Origin of the sequence: Mesorhizobium loti R88b (genome assembly GCF_013170845.1) — a bacterium.
Lineage (GTDB): Bacteria > Pseudomonadota > Alphaproteobacteria > Rhizobiales > Rhizobiaceae > Mesorhizobium > Mesorhizobium loti_B.
Genome location: NZ_CP033367.1, coordinates 1,215,528 through 1,231,496, shown reverse-complemented (window position 1 = coordinate 1,231,496; position 15,969 = coordinate 1,215,528). Strand labels below are relative to the sequence as shown.

17 protein-coding genes are annotated in these 15,969 nt (G+C 62.5%); 2 read left to right on the top strand and 15 right to left on the bottom strand.

The window, feature by feature from the left end:
• The first annotated feature begins 41 nt into the window (after positions 1-41).
• Positions 42-467 (top strand): OsmC family protein, encoded by a 426-nt coding sequence (locus EB235_RS05945; protein ID WP_027031881.1) that lies wholly within the window; start codon positions 42-44, stop codon positions 465-467.
• Positions 468-529: 62 nt separating this feature from the next.
• Here EB235_RS05945 and EB235_RS05940 read toward each other — a convergent pair whose 3' ends face one another.
• The 9 genes from EB235_RS05940 to EB235_RS05900 all read right to left on the bottom strand — a co-directional run bounded on the left by EB235_RS05940 (position 530) and on the right by EB235_RS05900 (position 8,449).
• Positions 530-1,159, bottom strand: coding sequence for a YceH family protein (locus EB235_RS05940; protein WP_027031882.1), 630 nt, complete (start codon positions 1,157-1,159; stop codon positions 530-532).
• A 54-nt stretch (positions 1,160-1,213) separates the two neighbouring features.
• Positions 1,214-2,857, bottom strand: coding sequence for a sulfatase-like hydrolase/transferase (locus tag EB235_RS05935; RefSeq protein WP_051429716.1), 1,644 nt, complete (start codon positions 2,855-2,857; stop codon positions 1,214-1,216).
• Positions 2,858-3,079: 222 nt separating this feature from the next.
• Positions 3,080-3,829, bottom strand: a complete 750-nt coding sequence (locus tag EB235_RS05930; protein WP_027031884.1) for a nucleotidyltransferase domain-containing protein — start codon at positions 3,827-3,829, stop codon at positions 3,080-3,082.
• Positions 3,830-3,894: 65 nt separating this feature from the next.
• On the bottom strand, positions 3,895-4,674 hold the full coding sequence (locus EB235_RS05925) for a succinate dehydrogenase iron-sulfur subunit (protein ID WP_027031885.1): 780 nt from the start codon (positions 4,672-4,674) through the stop codon (positions 3,895-3,897).
• The gene (locus tag EB235_RS05920; protein WP_027031886.1) at positions 4,674-5,111 is read right to left on the bottom strand and encodes a DUF3052 family protein; all 438 of its coding nucleotides are present in this window, start codon (positions 5,109-5,111) and stop codon (positions 4,674-4,676) included. Before EB235_RS05920 ends, EB235_RS05925 begins: the two co-directional genes overlap by 1 nt.
• Position 5,112: 1 nt before the next feature.
• Complete coding sequence (gene sdhA, locus EB235_RS05915) at positions 5,113-6,948, bottom strand: succinate dehydrogenase flavoprotein subunit (protein ID WP_027031887.1); 1,836 nt, start codon at positions 6,946-6,948, stop codon at positions 5,113-5,115.
• Between the two features lies 1 nt (position 6,949).
• Positions 6,950-7,348: a succinate dehydrogenase, hydrophobic membrane anchor protein gene (sdhD, locus tag EB235_RS05910; RefSeq protein ID WP_027031888.1), complete on the bottom strand. Its 399-nt coding sequence runs from the start codon at positions 7,346-7,348 to the stop codon at positions 6,950-6,952.
• On the bottom strand, positions 7,348-7,770 hold the full coding sequence (gene sdhC / locus EB235_RS05905; protein ID WP_027031889.1) for a succinate dehydrogenase, cytochrome b556 subunit: 423 nt from the start codon (positions 7,768-7,770) through the stop codon (positions 7,348-7,350). The genes sdhD and sdhC overlap by 1 nt, the downstream gene beginning before the upstream one ends.
• Positions 7,771-8,014: 244 nt before the next feature.
• Positions 8,015-8,449 carry a hypothetical protein gene (locus tag EB235_RS05900; protein ID WP_027031890.1) on the bottom strand — a complete coding sequence of 145 codons (435 nt, stop codon included), beginning with the start codon at positions 8,447-8,449 and terminating at the stop codon, positions 8,015-8,017.
• Between the two features lie 255 nt (positions 8,450-8,704).
• On the opposite strand from EB235_RS05900, the gene EB235_RS05895 reads away from it, so the two are divergent.
• Complete coding sequence (locus EB235_RS05895; RefSeq protein WP_027031891.1) at positions 8,705-9,067, top strand: hypothetical protein; 363 nt, start codon at positions 8,705-8,707, stop codon at positions 9,065-9,067.
• Here EB235_RS05895 and EB235_RS05890 read toward each other — a convergent pair.
• The 6 genes from EB235_RS05890 to EB235_RS05865 form a co-directional block, all read right to left on the bottom strand.
• On the bottom strand, positions 9,051-10,265 hold the full coding sequence (locus EB235_RS05890) for a GGDEF domain-containing protein (RefSeq protein WP_027031892.1): 1,215 nt from the start codon (positions 10,263-10,265) through the stop codon (positions 9,051-9,053). The genes EB235_RS05895 and EB235_RS05890 overlap by 17 nt on opposite strands.
• A 73-nt stretch (positions 10,266-10,338) precedes the next feature.
• Entirely contained in the window at positions 10,339-11,535 is a 1,197-nt protein-coding gene (locus tag EB235_RS05885) for a GGDEF domain-containing protein (protein ID WP_027031893.1), read from the bottom strand.
• 163 nt (positions 11,536-11,698) lie between these two features.
• Positions 11,699-13,108 (bottom strand): 3-isopropylmalate dehydratase large subunit, encoded by a 1,410-nt coding sequence (gene leuC, locus EB235_RS05880; protein WP_027031894.1) that lies wholly within the window; start codon positions 13,106-13,108, stop codon positions 11,699-11,701.
• Positions 13,109-13,521: 413 nt separating this feature from the next.
• Entirely contained in the window at positions 13,522-14,157 is a 636-nt protein-coding gene (locus EB235_RS05875; protein ID WP_027031895.1) for a class I SAM-dependent DNA methyltransferase, read from the bottom strand.
• 54 nt (positions 14,158-14,211) lie between these two features.
• On the bottom strand, positions 14,212-15,018 hold the full coding sequence (locus tag EB235_RS05870; RefSeq protein WP_032925668.1) for an amino acid ABC transporter permease: 807 nt from the start codon (positions 15,016-15,018) through the stop codon (positions 14,212-14,214).
• Positions 15,019-15,113: 95 nt separating this feature from the next.
• The gene (locus tag EB235_RS05865) at positions 15,114-15,914 is read right to left on the bottom strand and encodes a transporter substrate-binding domain-containing protein (protein ID WP_027031897.1); all 801 of its coding nucleotides are present in this window, start codon (positions 15,912-15,914) and stop codon (positions 15,114-15,116) included.
• Positions 15,915-15,969: the final 55 nt, after the last annotated feature.

The window sequence follows — 15,969 nt, the reverse complement described above, 5'->3', positions numbered from 1 at the left end:
TTGACCGGACGCCACGCTTACCCACAACCAAGGAGGACTTCATGGACCGCACCGCAACCGCCGTCTGGAAAGGCAATCTGAAAGAGGGCAAAGGCACGCTCGACACCCAGAGCGGCACCCTGAAAGCCACGCCCTATTCTTTCAAGGCGCGTTTCGAGGATGAAAGCGGCAAATCCGGCACCAATCCCGAAGAGCTGATCGCGGCCGCCCATGCCGGCTGCTACGCCATGCAGCTGTCGCACTTCCTGGCCGAGAACGGCACGCCCGCGACCGAACTCGACGCCAAGGCCGTGGTGACGCTGGTCCCCGGCACAGGCATCACCGGCAGCGCGATCACGCTGGTCGGCAAGGTGCCCGGTATTGATGCGGCGAAGTTCAAGGAATTGGCCGAGAAAGCCAAGGCCGAATGCCCGGTCTCGAAAGCGCTCGGCGCCATCAAGGTATCGCTCGACGTCAAGCTCGGCTGAGACTGCCGCATCCCATGTGAAATCCGGCGCGCCTGGTCGCGCCGGGCATCGTCGAAAGAGAACTAAGCGCCCAGCGCGTCAAGCCGGGCGCGCAGAGCGGCGAGTTCCTGCTCCAGAGCCTCCAGCCTTGCTTCCAGGTCTGAATGAGGCAGGGACGGCGCGCTGCGCTGCGCCGATAGTGCTGCGACGTCCACCGGGCCAGTGAGGAGATGCACGTAGCGGTCCTCGCGCTGGCCAGGCCCGCGCGGAATTTCCTGGATCAGCGGCGGCCGGCGGCCGATCAGCATGTCGAGTTCGCCGCGCAGGTCCTCGATCGACGCAAACCGCGCCATGCGCTCAGCGCGCGCCAAGAGCTCATGCGCCGTCTGCGGTCCGCGCAGCAACAGCAGACCGAGCAAGGCGGTCTGCGGTGTGGTCAGCGAGAAGCGCTGCGCCATCTGGTGTTCATAGCGCTCGACGCGCGAGCCGAACATCTGCCGCACCAGCCCCTTCTGCTCGAGCAGCTTCAGCCCCCGGTGCACCTCTGTCTGCTCCAGCGCCATCACCGGCTCGCGCGCGGTCTTCTGGTTGGCGGCGGCAAGTGCTGCGTTGAGCGTCAGCGGATAGACGTCAGGCGTCAGCTCCTTCTTCTCGATGAGGCAGCCGAGCACACGCGCTTCGATGGGGGAAAGGATGGGAAGGTCTTCGCTCATGGATCTCTCATAGCCGAAGCTCCCATCCCGATTCAACCGGGATGGAACAGCCTGCTAGAGCGCATCAGTCCCAGGCGCCGCGGCCTTTCGCTTCGGTTTCGGCTGCCAGAATGATCTGACGAGCACGTCCTCCGCATGGATCGCGTCATCGAACCGGTTCTGTCCAAGTTCCTGGGCCAGCGTCGGTCGATCCCCGAGCAGCGAGACGCCAAAGGCGGCCTGGTCATTGGGGAGCGGCACATCCAGCGCGTCGAGGATGGTGGGAAATATGTCAATCGTGCCCGAAAGCCCGGTATGCATTTTGGACGGAATGCCTTCCCCCGACAGCGAGAAAAAGTTGCGTCGTTCATGTCTGTTCAGGCGATCCGTCACCGTGCTCGGCGCACTGATATGATCGCTTTGCAACGCCAGAACGGTGTTTGCCATCAGACCTTCGGCCTCGGCTTTGTGGATGAAGTCGGCAATGAGCATGTTCGTGCATTTCACGGCGTGGAGAATATTGGGAGCTTGCGGCGAAAGGCCTGTCTTGCCGATGCATTTGTCCGAGAGGTAGCCATCCATCGCATGCCCGCCGCTGACGGCGATCGTTAACGAGAACGGTTTGCCATCGCGCTGCGCGCGCCGCAAAATGTCCAGGCTCAGGTTCAGGACTTCGGCGTCGTCTGCGCCAAAAGAGTTGCCACGCCCGTCAACGGCGGCGACCACTTCGGATCCCCCGAAAAGCGATGAGTAGCCATGGGTGGAATAGAATGTCCCCTGGCCGGTGAAGCTGAGCGGCCAGCCGGTAACGAAGTTCTGCTGATAACCCCGCGCCTTCAGAACATCGCCCAGGCAGGTCAGGCCTGGCAGGAATTGCGAATTCTCCTCCAGATACTGGCGCGTCGTGAAGAACGTTATCAGCAGCGGCGTTCCACAGTTCGCGGCGACCATCCCGGAGATGGAATTGTTGGTGTAGGCAAGCTGCACCATGTTGGTCGCCGAAACGCCACTCCTGTCGAATTCGAGCAGCGGATCCATAACGTCGCCAAACTCGGCCCTGTCCATGTAAGTGCGCTCGGCGCTCTCGATGAAAATGTGGACCAGGTTCTTTGGCGCGTCGGTCTCGGACGCCGTTCCGCCCTCCGGCCTTGTCAACGGGGCGATATCGACGAACTGCGTGGACAGGAAATCATGCAGCGGGTTGGGATGGATCGCCGCCGAGATCGGGCGCGTCAGCATCGGGTTTGCCGCCAGGAAGAACGCCATCAGGGCGACATCCAATCCTCTGGTCAACGTGCCGCGCGCCTTCAGGGCGCCAAGGCCGAACAGGACGACCACAATGACCAGCATCGTGCTTCCGGTATTCCACAGATACTCAAGGACGACACCGGGCGTAACCATCCCAGCGCCGGCATGCATGAACATCGCACCCCAGTCAAAATAGCCGAAGACACTTTCGAGATAGACATAGACAAGGAATAAAAGGCCGGGGAAGAGCGAGTAATAGAGCCTGAACCACCCGCTTTTTTGCTGATCCGCCTTCTTGTTCCGGAAACCGTCAAGCAAGAGAAGCGCGATCAAAACCCCAAGGCCGAGGGCCGCGAGCAGCCCCTTTTCCTGAGAATAGATCAGCGACAGAAGCCAGGTGAGCGATCCCACTGTTGTGGCGCTGACCAATAGCCCGGATACTGAATACCCATTCCCGATGAAGCCGCGCATCACTTGGCACTCGAACGACGGTCGAGAAGGTGAATATCGAACATCACTTAAGACTATACTAAGACAATACTGGTCGCCTTGTGAATGTGGCAATCGTCTATTTGCGCTATCGCTAATATAGTCGCATGTTTGGAAAGCGATCGGACGTGGCCGGCGGCCCAACTGGAACGTTTCACCGTTTCATGGAAACGGCGATCCGCTCTGGCATGAGAATATCTTCACTCATGAAAGCTGTTCAGCTTCCCGGCGGTAGAACGCGGTTGCAAGGGCATGTTTGCGCGCCTGCCGGGCGTCATCCCTGACGGTGACGGCAAGGTTCATTTCGTGGTGACCATAGCGCGCTTCGAGATAGCGCGCGATTGCGCTCGGGATGAGACCGGATCCCATCTCCCGCGTCTGGCCCTTCTGCTCGATCAGGCGGCGGATTTCCTCTGCTGCCGGCGCCGGCACGTCCGTTTGGTCGAGGCATTCGCCAAGGTTCATCGGCGGCAGGCGGTCAAAGCCGCGCTGTTCCATCCAGTCCAGCGCGACCAGCGGGCGGATCAGATAGAACAGCTTCTTCAGCCTCACCTCACCGGAAAAACTGCCGATCTTGGCGACATGTGAACGCGCCAGGCCGAGATAGTGGTGCGAGACCTTTGCCGGATCGACGATCTCGGCCAGCAGGTCGAGAAGGCGCGGGCGAAATCCCGCGACTTGCTCATAGACGATGGGCGATTTTGCCCATTCGACGATGACCGCATTGCCGCCGAGCGCCAGCAGCACGGCCTTGCGCAGATCCCAGCCGCCGGCATCGATCTCACCTTCGATCGGGAACTCGATCACGTCGCGCGGCTGCTGCAGGACGAGGTGATCCGACACAGGCCTGATATAGACAAAGCGGCAGTCATAGTCGCTGTCGGGCGACGGAAAGCCCCAGGCGCGGCTGCCGCTTTCGATGGCGAACAGGATTTTTACGCCCTGGCTTCGCACCAGATCGAGGCGCGCACGGAGGGCCTCGACGGCGTCCTGGGAGAAATCCGCGGGTAACGTCGGCGTCAGACCCTGCGCTCCACCATCATCTTCTTGATTTCCGCGATCGCCTTGGCCGGGTTGAGGCCCTTGGGACAGGTCTGCGCGCAGTTCATGATGGTGTGGCAGCGATAGAGCCGGAACGGGTCTTCGAGATTGTCGAGCCGCTCGCCCTTGGCCTCGTCGCGGCTGTCGATCAGCCAGCGATAGGCCTGCAGGAGGGTTGCCGGGCCGAGATAGCGGTCACCGTTCCACCAATAGCTCGGGCAAGAGGTCGAGCAGCAGGCGCACAGGATGCATTCATAGAGCCCGTCGAGCTTCTCGCGGTCCTCGTGGCTCTGCAGCCATTCCTTGGCCGGCGTCGGTGACACCGTCTGCAGCCATGGCTGGATCGATGCGTGCTGGGCGTAGAAATTGGTGAGGTCGGGCACCAAATCCTTGACCACCTGCATGTGCGGCAGCGGATAAACTTTCACGGCGCCGGAAATGTCGTCGCAACCCTTGGTGCAGGCCAGCGTGTTCGAGCCGTCGATGTTCATGGCGCAGGAGCCGCAAATGCCTTCGCGGCAGGAGCGGCGCAAGGTCAGCGTCGGGTCGATCTTGTTCTTGATCCACAGCAGCGCGTCGAGCACCATCGGCCCGCAATCGTCCATGTCGACGAAATAGGTGTCGATGCGCGGATTCTCGTCATCATCCGGCGACCAGCGGTAGATGCGGTATTCCCGCAGATTGGTGGCGCCTTCCGGCTTCGGCCAGGTCTTGCCTTGCTGGATCTTCGAGTTCTTGGGGAGCGTCAGTTCGACCATTACCTCAGGTCCTTTCGGATGACGAGCTTCAGCCCGGACCAGATTTCATTGACGGCGGCGACCTTGACGTCGACAAGGTCGAGCTTCAGCGCTTCAGTGCGGACAACGCCTTCGGTGACATCTGTCGGCACTTTCGATGCCTTTTTCGGCCACGACACCCAGACCATGCCGTTACGTTTGATCGCCGACTGGACATCGCCGAGGCGATCCTCGATCTCGGCCCGCTGCATTGCGAAGGCATGGACGGCATCATATTTGAGCGTCGTCCCCGAAATATCGGACCAGTCTCCCAACCGATCGACTTGAGCGAAGTCGACGGCCTCCGCGAGATCGTTGAGATCATCAGGCAGCGCAATGAACGCCGCGACCATGCCGGCCTTCAGGCCAAGCTTGGCCGGAAGCGGGGTCGCGGAATATCCCGAGGCCGCCAGCGCCATCTCAATACACCCTGGCCTTGGGCGCGATCTTGGCGAGGCTGATGCCACCGTCCTTTTCAGCCAGCAGCGGCTCGGTGTGGACCGGCCGGTAGGAGAGCGACACCTTGCCGTCCTCGCTCAGCTTGGCCAGCGTGTGCTTGCGCCAGGTGACATCGTCGCGCGACGCGAAATCTTCGCGCGCATGCGCGCCACGGCTCTCCTTGCGGGCCTCGGCGCTGTAGACGGTGGTGATGGCGTTGGCCATCAGGTTTTCCAGCTCCAGCGTCTCCACCAGGTCGGAATTCCAGATCATCGAGCGGTCGGAGACCTTGATGTCCTTGAGCTCGTTCCAGATTTCCGAGATGCGCTTGCAGCCGTTCTCCAGCGATTCCTGCGTGCGGAACACAGCCGCGTCTTCCTGCATCGCCTTCTGCATCTTCTCGCGCAGCACCGCGGTCGGCGTCGAGCCGTTGGCGTGGCGCAGTCCGTCGAAGCGATCCATGATCTTCTCGACCGAGGCCTCGTTGGGCGACGGGATGGCCGACTTGCGGTCGATGACCTGACCGGCGCGGATCGCCGCGGCGCGGCCGAACACGACAAGGTCGATGAGCGAGTTCGAGCCGAGCCGGTTGGCGCCGTGCACCGAGGCGCAGCCGGCCTCGCCGACCGCCATCAGGCCGGGCGATACCTTGTCCGGATTCTCCGAGGTCGGGCTCAGCACCTCACCCCAGTAATTGGTCGGCACGCCGCCCATATTGTAGTGCACCGTCGGCAGCACCGGGATGGGCTCCTTGGTCAGGTCGACGCCAGCGAAGATTTTTGCTGATTCCGAAATGCCCGGGAGCCTTTCGTGCAAGACCGCTGGGTCAAGATGGTCGAGATGCAGGAAGATGTGGTCCTTCTTCTTGCCGACGCCGCGCCCCTCGCGGATTTCCAGCGTCATGCAGCGCGATACAACGTCGCGCGAGGCCAGGTCCTTGGCCGACGGCGCATAGCGCTCCATGAAGCGCTCGCCTTCGGAATTGACGAGATAGCCGCCCTCGCCGCGCGCGCCCTCGGTGATCAGGCAGCCAGCGCCATAAATACCGGTCGGGTGGAACTGCACGAACTCCATGTCCTGGAGCGGGAAACCCGCTCTGGCGGCCATGCCGCCGCCGTCGCCGGTGCAGGTGTGCGCGGAGGTCGCCGAGAAATAGGCGCGGCCATAGCCGCCGGTCGCCAGCACCACCATCTTGGCTGAGAAGCGGTGGATGGTGCCGTCATCGAGATTCCAGGCAACGACGCCGGTGCAGGTGCCGTCCGGCTCCATGATCAGGTCGAGCGCGAAATACTCGATGAAGAACTGCGCGTTGTTCTTCAGCGACTGGCCGTAGAGCGTATGCAGGATGGCGTGGCCGGTGCGGTCGGCGGCGGCACAGGTGCGCTGCACCGGCGGGCCGTCGCCGTAATTCATCATGTGGCCGCCGAACGGCCGCTGGTAGATCTTGCCCTCTTCGGTGCGCGAGAACGGCACCCCGTAATGCTCGAGCTCGTAGACCGCCGCCGGCGCTTCGCGCACCAGATATTCCATGGCGTCGACATCGCCCAGCCAGTCCGATCCCTTGACGGTATCGTACATGTGCCACTGCCAGGAATCGGGACCCATATTGGACAGCGACGCGGCAATGCCGCCTTGCGCGGCCACCGTATGCGAGCGGGTCGGGAACACCTTGGTGATGCAAGCGGTGCGCAGGCCCTGCTCGGCCATGCCGAGCGTGGCGCGCAGGCCGGCGCCGCCAGCGCCGACGACGACGACGTCGAATTTGTGGTCGACAAAAGTGTAGCCTGCCGTGTTGGCTGATTTCGCGTCCTTGGCCAACTCAGCCTCCGAATGCAAGTTTAAGCAGGGCGAAGATCGAGGCGACGCCGACCGCTATGGTGAAAAATGTGCTGAGCGCGATCGTCGCCAGCTTCAGGCCTTCGCTGATCACATAGTCCTCGATGATCACCTGCATGCCGAGCCGCATGTGGTAGAGTCCGGAGATCAGGAAAAGGATCATCACCAGCGCCACGAACGGATTGGCAAGTGCTGCCCGCACCTCCGCATAACCGGCACCGTTGAGCGCAATCAGGAACCCGACGAAAAACAGCGTCAGCGGAATGTTGGCGAGCGCCGTCAGCCGCTGGCGCCAGAAATGCTGCGTGCCCTCATGCGACGAGCCGAGACCACGGACCTTCGCCAGCGGCGTGCGCATATCGTTGCTTTTGTTGCCGCTCATCACAAGGCTCCCCGCGCCATATAGCCGGCGATCCAGATCAGCAGCGTGAGCACAACCGACCCGGCGAGCGTCGCCCAGGCGATCTTCGATGCCGTGTGCTTCTCGAGCCCGGCGCCGGTGTCCCAGATGAAGTGGCGCACGCCGCCGAGCATGTGATGCATCAGCGCCCAGGTGTAGCCGAACAGGATGAGCCGGCCGAGCCAGGTGCCGAACGCCCAGTTGACCCAATCGAAAGCGCCCTGCGAGGTCGCCGCCGCCATCAGCCACACGGTAACCAGCAACGTGCCGAAATAGAGCGCACCACCGGTGATGCGATGGATGATCGACATCGTCATGGTGATCGGCGGCCGGTAGATCGTCAGATGCGGCGAGAGCGGCCGTTCACGTCTGGCAAGTTCGCGGGTGGCTGGTGATTTGCTCATGGCTCCCCCAGTTCGATGTTCGGAGCCGCTATGGGGAAGCGGCATTTGCCGCCTTCACGTATGACTTCGGACAGCCGGTTTCTAATGCTCTTTTTGCACCGCGTCAAAGCCGGAAAATCGTTTTGGAAACGTCATTTAGTCTGACAAAAAGGCAGGCTCGGGCTTCAATCGATTAGGGGTCGGCGGCCCGAAGCCGGCTCGATATCGCTGCACTGCAGCATACGCTGCGCATCCGTCGTGCGGCCTACCGCTTGCAGGTCTGCGGCGTCGAGCCCCGCTTCATCACCAGCGCCTCACGCCCGTCGATCACGATTGCGTTATGCGTGGCAGTCTCCTGGTAGCGGCTGGACTGGTTGGCGGGCGACGCCAAAAACTCTTCGGTCACGCCATTCGGCTCGATCACACGCAACGATGAGCCAAGATTTTGAATGGTGATCGCGCTGCCATTGCCGCATCCATAGGTTGCTGTGCCCACAGTGGAGCGCGGCGCGGTGAGATCGGTGATGGTCTTGGTTGCCGGTGCTGGAGGCGTCGATGCCGGGGCCGCCACGGTCGCACTGGACTGCTGAGCGGGAGCGGCGGGATTGGCCACCTTCGGCGCGCCATCCTGCGGCACACAGGCCGCAACGACAATCATCAACGGGAAAACGGACACCCAAACCGTGCGGCCTAACGCCATATGCTGTCCTCCCGTGGCGGCAAACTAGCCGCTATACCGCGCCAAGATCAAGGTTGCTCCCACGTCACCTGTGGATCCACTCGACGCCGGCTGCGATGGAGCGGGCAAGCATGGCCGAATGATGGCCATCGGGTTTTCCCTCCAGTCGGAAATTAACCATGTTTGACGAGACATCGCCGCACATCGCGTCAGCCCCTTAACAAAGGTTAATAAAAGGTTAATTTCTGATTCGCGGTGACTTTCATGGAGGACGCCATGCGTTCGAACTCTGGCAGATCGCGCCTTGCGGCGCTCGTCCTGGCGGCTGCGGTCGCCGGCATGGCGGCACCCGCACTCGCCGGTGCCCGTCATCAGGATCGCGTCTACGCCGATTCCTTCGGCAATCTCGTCATCGACAGCGCCGCCGGCTACAAGCGTATCATCGTCGGCGAAGGCAAGCTGGCCAAGCAACTGTCCGACTACACCAGTGCCGGCCAGCCCAAGGTGATCTACGAGAACGAAGCCGACGAGATATCAGGCTACAGCGATTGCTACCGGCCACCGGTGTTCGTGAAGGGCCGCAGCTACATGTACGGGCTTTCCGACGGCGAAATGCCCGAACTCAGCCCCTGCCGCTAAAGTTAATGGCGATCGCGTTGGACGGCCACTCGCCTTCCGGCCCGGCTGAGGCGCGCACGCAGTTGCGCCCCGCATTCTTCGCCAGATAAAGCGCCTCGTCCGCGCGCCGCATGAGATCGGCAATGGTTTCACCGGGATGAAGTTCGGCAACGCCGAAACTCGCCGTGCAGCTGATGTCCGCCGGCAGCCCGTCTATGGGCAGCGCCCCAAATGCGCTGCGAGTGCCTTCGGCGAACAGCCGGGCTGCCGCCAGGTTGGTTCCCGGCAGGATAATGGCGAATTCCTCGCCGCCAATGCGGCCGGCGACATGGTGGCCGGCGGCCGCCTCGCGCAGGAACCCGGCAAAGGTCTCGATCACGCGGTCGCCGGAGGCGTGGCCGAAACTGTCGTTGATACGCTTGAAATGATCGAGATCGGCAATGACCAGCGCCACCGGCACGCCTTGCCGGATGGCACCAAGCACAGCAAGCTCGGCCTGGCGCGTGAAAGCACCGCGATTGAGCAGTCCCGATAGCGTATCCGTCTCCGACTTCGACGTCACGTCAGCCAGCACCTCACGAACCAGGATGCCCAGCATCAGCAGCGCGAGCGCCAGCGCAAAGACAGTGCCGAGCGATTGCGAGACCAGCGCATAGCTGCTTTGCAAATAGGCCTGCGGATTGGCACCCCAACCGCCAAGCGCATGCGCAATGAACGGCTTTGAGGCGAACTGCACAGCGCTGGCGGCCAGCACGGCCATCAGGATGCGATCGAGGCGGCCACGCCTTTGCCTGGACGACCAGACGATGGCCAGTCCGACGAATTGCATGACGGCATAGGGAAGCTGATAGGCCATGATGCGTGTCAGCGACTGGCGCGGCAGGTCCTGCACGAAATAGACGGCCATGGTGGCGGCGACCAGGAAGAACAGCATCGGCGGCCATGGCGGCGCGACGCCGTATTTGCGGGCCAGTCCGGCGTTGAAGGCCATGGTGGCGCCAAGGAAGACCGCGAAGGCGGTGACCACCGGGATCCGGGCATCGGTGAAGGCGGGAATGCTGAATTCGATCGCTGAATACGCCATGCCCAGGAAATAACCGAAGGCGAACCAGCGCGCCGGGGCGCGGCCGACATCATGGAACGCGACCGCCATGAAGGATGCCGCCAGCAGGCCGGCAACCGACAGGTTGATCAACAGGATGAAGTTGGCGCCGCTCATCTCTCTTTCGCACCCGTGTCTCAGATAAACACCGACGGGCGAAAAAGACGTTAACGCTGGCTTGGGAGACGGATCAGCCGGTCTTTGGAAGCTCCGGCACGAACACCGCTTCGGGCCGTTCGTAGGAAAGGCGCACGCTGTCGCGGCCGTTCTTCTTGGCCTTGTAAAGCGCTTCGTCGGCACGGCGCATCAAGGGCTCCAGCGCTTCCTCGCCGCTGCGGGCCGCCACGCCAAAGCTGGCGGTGACCCTTGTGCCGGCGGGAAGCCCGTCGACGCTGCCGGCCGAATAGAGCGTGCGCACCGCCTCTGCGAACAATCGCGCTGCTCCGAGATCGCTCAACGGCAGGAGCACCGCGAACTCCTCGCCGCCGATGCGCCCGGCAGCACCCCGCGCACCGGTCGCAGACCGGAGCTTGGCGGCGAAGTCGGCGATCACGCGATCGCCGGCGGCGTGCCCGTGCACATCGTTGAGCGCCTTGAAATGATCGAGATCGGCCAGCACCAGCGCCACCGGAAACTTGGCCGCCGCACAGTGTTGCAGGAGCAGGGCCGCGCGCTCCTCGAAACCACGGCGGTTGAGAAGACCCGAAAGCGGATCCGTGTGCGTCTCGGCCTTCAGCGCCTTCATCACGTCGAGGGCCGCGGCGCTGAACAGGCAAAGCGCGATCAGCAGTGACAGCAGCGCATGCGACAGCAGCGCTGTTGTCCAGTAGGACGAACCGTAGAACCCGTCATAGCTGGTGAACGGCCCATGCGCGATAACGACGACAAGGGTGCGCACGAAGAAGTTCACGCCCGACAGCAGCGACAGCACGAACAGGATTTTCTCGGTCGGGCCGTTGTTGCGCACCGGCCGCAATTCGGCGGCGACCAGAAGGCTGATGCCGCCGAAGGCAAAATTCATCGCCAGGATACGCCAGGTGAGATCCGGCGCGACGAACAGGAACCAGCACAGCGACGCCAGACCGCCTCCACCCAGTATGCCGATCGCCACATAGGGCACCTTGCGGCCGTAGCGGGCGACAATAGCGCCCGACAGGCAACAGCCGGCGATGGTGAAGCAGACGTTGGACACCAGCTTGGTCAGCGCCATGCCCACCGGCAGGGTGAAATACTGGAACAGAAAGCCGGGTGCCGAAATACCGTAGCTGAACGCCAGCACGGCCAGGTAAGGGCGGTGGCGTTGATAGGTCCATAGCACGAGGAACGCCGCGCCGAGCGCCAGCGCGATCGTTGGATTGAGCAGCGCTATGAACAGACCTGTGTCCAAAGGACGGTGACTTCCCCTCACTGACGTCAGGGAAGACCTTTAGCGCTCAAGCCCAAACAAGCGGTTAAGCGCAAGCGAATATGTGAGACCGCGCGAATGAAAAAGGCCTCGGAACCGCAATGCGATCCGGGGTCTGGCAACCATCAAACGTGTAGACCGAAAGCTATTTCCAGTCGCGGATGTCGACGAAGTGGCCGGCGATCGCCGCCGCAGCCGCCATGGCCGGCGACACCAGGTGGGTGCGGCCCTTGAAGCCTTGCCGGCCCTCGAAATTGCGGTTCGAGGTCGAGGCGCAGCGTTCATGCGGCTTCAGCCGGTCGTCGTTCATGGCCAGGCACATCGAGCAACCCGGCTCGCGCCAGTCGAAACCGGCGGCAATGAAGATCTTGTCGAGACCCTCGGCCTCAGCCTGTTCCTTGACCAGGCCGGATCCCGGCACGATCATCGCATCGACATGCGCACTCACCGTCTTGCCCTCGACCACCTTGGCCACGGCGCGCAGATCCTCGATGCGGCCATTGGTGCAGGAGCCGATGAAGACGCGGTCGAGCGAGATGTCGGTGATCTTTGTTCCCGGCGTCAGGCCCATATAGTCGAGCGCGCGGATCTTTGAGGTGCGCTTGTTTTCATCCGTGATCTCTTCCGGATTGGGAACGACACCTTGCACCGAAACGACGTCCTCGGGCGAGGAGCCCCAGGAGACGATCGGCGGCAGCTTGGCCGCGTCGAGCACGATCACCTTGTCGAAATGCGCGCCTTCATCGGACTGCAGCGTCTTCCAGTATTCGAGCGCCGCATCCCAGGCCGCGCCCTTCGGCGCACGCGGCTTGTCCTTGACATAGGCGAAGGTCGTCTCGTCGGCGGCGATCAGGCCGGCGCGCGCGCCACCCTCGATCGACATGTTGCAGATCGTCATGCGGCCTTCCATCGACAGCGCGCGGATCGCCTCGCCGGCATATTCGATGACATAGCCGGTGCCGCCGGCGGTGCCGATCTCGCCGATGATGGCCAGGATGATGTCCTTGGCGGTGACACCTTCCGGCAACTTGCCGTCGACACGCACCAGCATGTTCTTGGCCTTGCGCTGGATCAGCGTCTGCGTCGCCAGCACATGCTCGACTTCCGAAGTGCCGATGCCATGCGCCAGCGCGCCGAAGGCGCCATGCGTCGAGGTGTGGCTGTCGCCGCAGACGATGGTCATGCCGGGCAGCGTAAAGCCCTGCTCAGGGCCGATGATGTGGACGATGCCCTGGCGGATATCGTTCTCGGAATAATATTCGACGCCAAAATCCTTGGCGTTCTTGGCCAGCGCCTCGACCTGGATGCGGCTTTCCTCGTTCTTGATGCCGAACTTGCGCTCGGGCGAGGTCGAGACATTGTGATCGACCACGGCCAGCGTCTTTTCCGGATGCCGGACCTTGCGGCCGCTCATGCGCAGGCCTTCGAAGGCCTGCGGGCTGGTCACTTCATGAACGAGGTGGCGGTCGATATAGAGCAGGCAGGTGCCATCGTCCTGGCGGTCGACGATATGATCGTCGAAAATCTTGTCGTAGAGGGTGCGCGGTGCGCTCATGTGCGTAAATCCGTCGATATGAGAATGGGAAAGAGCAGACGCCGGTAAGGCTCGGTCCGGCGAAACGACCTGGACAGGTCGGCCTAGCTAAGTCGGCTGGTCAGTGCACCAGACACGCGCGCGGAAAAGCGCGACGGCAGGCGTTTTCTGTCCTGCAGCACGAACCCCTTGTAAGCCGGATCGCCAAAAAGCTCTTCCATGGGCTCGTAGATAGCAATGTTTTATCGGAACGGCAATTGCGGTCTTGCCGCGGCTTTCCTTCCCCCCTTGTGGGGAAGGTGGATCGGCGCGCAGCGCCGAGACGGATGAGGGGTGCGTCAAGGATCGCCGTCCTTGCCAAGCTGGAACACCCCTCATCCGACCTCGCTTCGCGAGGCCACCTTCTCCCGCAAGGGGAGAAGGAAAGGCACAGCTCACATCACTTCGAACACAAAGGTCTTCACCAGCGCATCCGGCTCGGCGATGGCGTAGCAGCGGAACCATGGGCTCTCTTCGACGAGCCGCCATTTCCCCGCCTGTGTGAGTTCATCGAACACGCCCTGAAAACCACCTCTTTCAAACACCTGGTCGCGCACGGTGAAGATGGCGTGGCCGCCCTTCCTGGTGATGCGCACCAGTTCGTGCAGGCCGGACGCCGGTGCGTGGCTGATGGTGAACACGCCAGTCGAGAAGAAGGCGCGGAAATGACCGTCCGGCCATGGCAGCGGGCCGCCCAGCATCGCCTGCTTCAGCTCGCTGTAGGCGTTCCGACTACCGGCGATCTTGAGCATGTCGTCCGAGAGATCCAGTCCGGCGATGTCGCCATAGCCCAGCGCTTTCAGCGATGGCCCCGACAGGCCGGTACCGCAGCCGGCATCGAGCAATGGGCCTTCACCCGCCGGCACATGGCGTGCCACCCAGGCGGTGATCAGGAACGGCAGCAAGTAACCAAGCGAGGCGGTCTCGCTGTCATAGGTCGCGGCCCATGCGGCATAGGCCTCTTCAAGCGCTTCCGGCGAGCCGGCGCCATAGACGGAATCCAGCGCCGCATTGGCTTTGTCGACGATCATGAGACCTCCTCAACGAAATATGTCGAGGATCGTAACCCCGTCTTCGCTCAAAAACTATTCCTCATGCTGGCGGCGCAAGCGCCGCTCCAGCGCCCTGAGCGCCAGCGACAGGCTGACGGTCAAGATGAGATAGATGTAGGCTGTTATAGAATAGGTCTCGAAGAAGCGGAACGAGCCGGCGGCATAGACCTTGCCCATCTGGGTGATGTCGGCAACGCCGAGCACGGAGACCAGCGAGGAATCCTTGACCAGGGCGACGAAATCATTGCCGAGCGGCGGCAGGATGGTGCGGATCGCCTGCGGAAACACGACCAGCCGGAAGCGCTGCGTGCGGCTCAGGCCGAGCGCCTTGGCCGCTTCGATCTGGCCCTTCTCGACCGACTGGATGCCGGCGCGAAAGACCTCGGAGATGAAGGCGGAGTAGCCGATGGTCAGCGCCATGATGGCGCGCCACAAAAGCGACACGTCGCGCACCAAAAGCTCGCCGAACAGGCCGGCGCTTTGCAGCGGCGCCGTCAGCGCATTCCAGGCCGCGACAAAGGCCGGCGCACCGGCGAAGGCGATCCAGAACAGCAGCACCAGGATCGGCACGCCGCGAATGATCTCGACATAGAAGCGGGCGACCTGCCGCAGCCAGGGTGAACCCGACAGGCCCATCAACGCGATGCCGAGACCGATGATCGACGCCAGGGCGAAGGCAATCAGGGTGACGAAGATGGTGGTCCAGATGCCCTTGGCGACGGTGGCGAAGACCTGGGCGTAAAGGCTGCTGGTGGCGATGAACAGCGCCGCCGCCAATGCGAGGAGGATGGCGACGGCAAGCCACCAGGGGAAGTCGGGTTTGGTCGAGGGTGCCCCCATCAAAAGGATCGCGCCAAGGCACCCCCCTCTGGCCTGCCGGGGGTGCCTTCGCGCAATGTCAGCGCGTTATCACCCGAGACCCCCATCAAGATAGCTCACTGCCCCATCTTGTAATCAAGAAACCACTTCTTGTTCAGCGCATCGAGCGTGCCATCGGCCTTCAGCGCGGCGATCGCGGCGTTGACCGGCTTCACCAGGTCCGATCCTTTCGGGAAGATGAAGCCGAAATCCTCGCTGCCGAGCGGTCCGCCGATCAGCTTCAGCTTGCCCGCAGAAGCGTCGACGTAGCCCTTGCCGGCGGTGCCGTCGGTGAGCACGACATCGACGTCGCCGGATTTCAGCGCCTGCACGGTGGCGCCGAAGGTCTCGAACAGTTTGATGCGCGGGTTCTGTTCATTGCCGTCGAGCACGCTGTAGACGGCGGTGTAGAACGGCGTCGTGCCGGCCTGCGCGCCGATCAGCCCGTCCTTGAAGGCGCCGAAGGTCTTGGCGTCGGTGAAGCGGCTTTCATCGCCGCGCACCAGCATGAACTGTTCCGAGCGCATATAGGGATCGGAGAAGTCGACCTTCTGCTTGCGGTCGTCCTTGATGGTGATGCCGGTCATGCCGATATTATACTGGTTGTCGGAAACCGCCTGGATCATCGCGTCCCAGGAGGTGTTCTGGTACTCGACCTTGAAATTCAGCCGCTTGGCGATCTCGTTCATCGCATCATATTCCCAGCCGATCTGCTTGCCGGTCTTGGCGTCGATGAACTGCAGCGGTGGATAGGCGTTCTCGGTCACCACCACCACCTTCTTGCCGCCGAGATCGGGCAGCGCATCGGCCGCCCATGCGGCGACAGGCGCCATGACAAGAGCAAGCAGGCCGGCCAGCAGCAGTTTCGTTTTGGTCATGACACACTCCCGAAAATTGAAAGCGCCCGGAGATCGGCCGGGCTTACAGGAAATC